General features: G+C 29.5%; 1 protein-coding gene. It reads left to right on the top strand.

Going from position 1 to position 1,995, the window contains the following annotated elements; translation table 11 throughout:
* Nucleotides 1–612 precede the first annotated feature (612 nt).
* Entirely contained in the window at nucleotides 613–1,518 is a 906-nt protein-coding gene (locus DMG62_24485; GenBank protein ID PYY19563.1) for a hypothetical protein, read from the top strand.
* Nucleotides 1,519–1,995 lie beyond the last annotated feature (477 nt).

The raw sequence follows: 1,995 nt of genomic DNA, 5'->3' as shown, positions 1-1,995 counted from the left end.
AACATAATACTTAGATTCTCTAAGGGAAGTATGAATATTTTCGTTTGTTTAGAATATTATTTTTTAACCCGTATTCTCATGGCGCGTGAGTTGAAATTCCTCTCCATTGAGCATATTTTTATTCTCTTTGGCGCGTGAGTTCGAAAACCCTCTCCACTGAGCATACTTAATTTGAAATATTCTATAACCAAATATTATACTTCCTTGCTAACAACAAATAATAATACTTAACTCTTTACAGATGTCGACCTGTTCAGAACTTTTAATAAAAAATATAATCGAACAGTATTTGAACGAGAATGACTATGTCTCTTGGACCCATGAAAATCTTTTGAAATATTTATTATCTTGTAATGTAACAGATACATATGAAGATGTACTGGTTAATTTTACTAGATCTGTTTTAACGAAAATAATAAATAACGATAATTTAAATCAAAATATACGGAACAAAGCTAAAAAGCTTAACGATACTATGTTGACTACATTCAACAAAAGGCCGGAGATAAAAAGATTAATTAATCTAATTACCAAGGTAAGCTCTAAATTAACGTTAATATCTTTTCAAATTATAAATTAATGTTAATATCTTTATAGCCTTATAATGAGAAAATGGCAAAAGAATTTCCAGAATATTTTAGAGATTTAAAGGAAAGTTTGAAGAGCGATAATGAAGCTGTTGCTCAGTTGTCACAAAGATTGATACGCGCTACTAACTGGTTTATTGTGAATAGTAATTACGGGAATCGAAAAGATAATGTTTCAAGGATTAGCGAAAAGAAACCAAAGATTTGGCTTAATATTTTGATAAAATGTTTAGATACGTCAAAAATCCCTAGATCAGAACAAGCTATTTATTTTTTGAAAAAAATTATTTCTGAGAATATTATCGGAAATATGGAATCGAATTTTATATTTAATTTTTTCTACAATGACAATAATTATTACGGATTAGAAGTTCCTATAGTTCTTTCCGCGATCACATCTATCATGCAATATAATCCCACACCATGTCGTGGTATCAGAAGTAATCCTTCTGAAAATCATGTCAAATGTCAGATGTGGTCAAAAATATTTTCTGATGCATTTTCTGATTTCAATCCTGTTTGGGAATTGAATCATTTATTTTCTGGTAATTCGAAAAGGGACTTTGGGCGATCAGACTTTGCTGCGATTTTTATTACAGAAAGCAACACACCATTTGTGTTTTTTATAACAGAATTTGAAGTTGACAGATTCGAGAGACACAAAGATGATATTGTTGTACTTGCTGAAGGGGCGTTCGAATTAAACAAAATAATTTCTTCTAGAGGCAGATTTTTTCCTGAAGATATATTAGAAATAAGGTTACATTTAGCTCTAGTCAATAATACCCACATTACTTTTGGTAGTATTCGTCCAGAACTGAATTTTGAAAAAACTTTATTATATTATATTTATGACAGAGATCTGTGCAGTTATGAATTAAATACCGGGGACAAAATGCAGGACATAATTAACGTCATTAAATTGAGCTGAGTCAGTGTCGAACTCAATTTACTACAGATCGATATTGAACCCATTTTTAATAAAGATCGATGTCGAACCCATTTTTAATACAGATCGATATCGAACCCATTATTTAATACAAATCGATATAATACAGAACTAATTCGAACTCATGATATCTAAAGAATTATTGTTATTACTAACAAGTTAACGTTGAACTTTAAAGGGAGTTCAAAGGGAGCTTAAAACAATCTTAGATAAATGTGTTTAACTTAACTCCTTTACCCTCATACTAATCATTTGTAAGTATTTAAATGGACTTGGTATACTTTTTTTTGCGGCGATGTAGTCGCCGCATATCTTTTGTCATACGATTTGACATGACGATCAACTAATCTTTTAGTTGTTACTAGCGTTTATCCTTTTTTATATATATAAAAACTTTTCACACAAATTATAACAAAAAAGTATTATTAAATAAAAACAATACTTTGATTTATTTAATAC

It is taken from the genome of Acidobacteriota bacterium (assembly GCA_003225175.1).
GTDB lineage: Bacteria > Acidobacteriota > Terriglobia > Terriglobales > Acidobacteriaceae > Gp1-AA112.
Note: the sequence above shows the minus strand (reverse complement) of the source record. Positions and strands in the feature narration are given on the sequence as shown.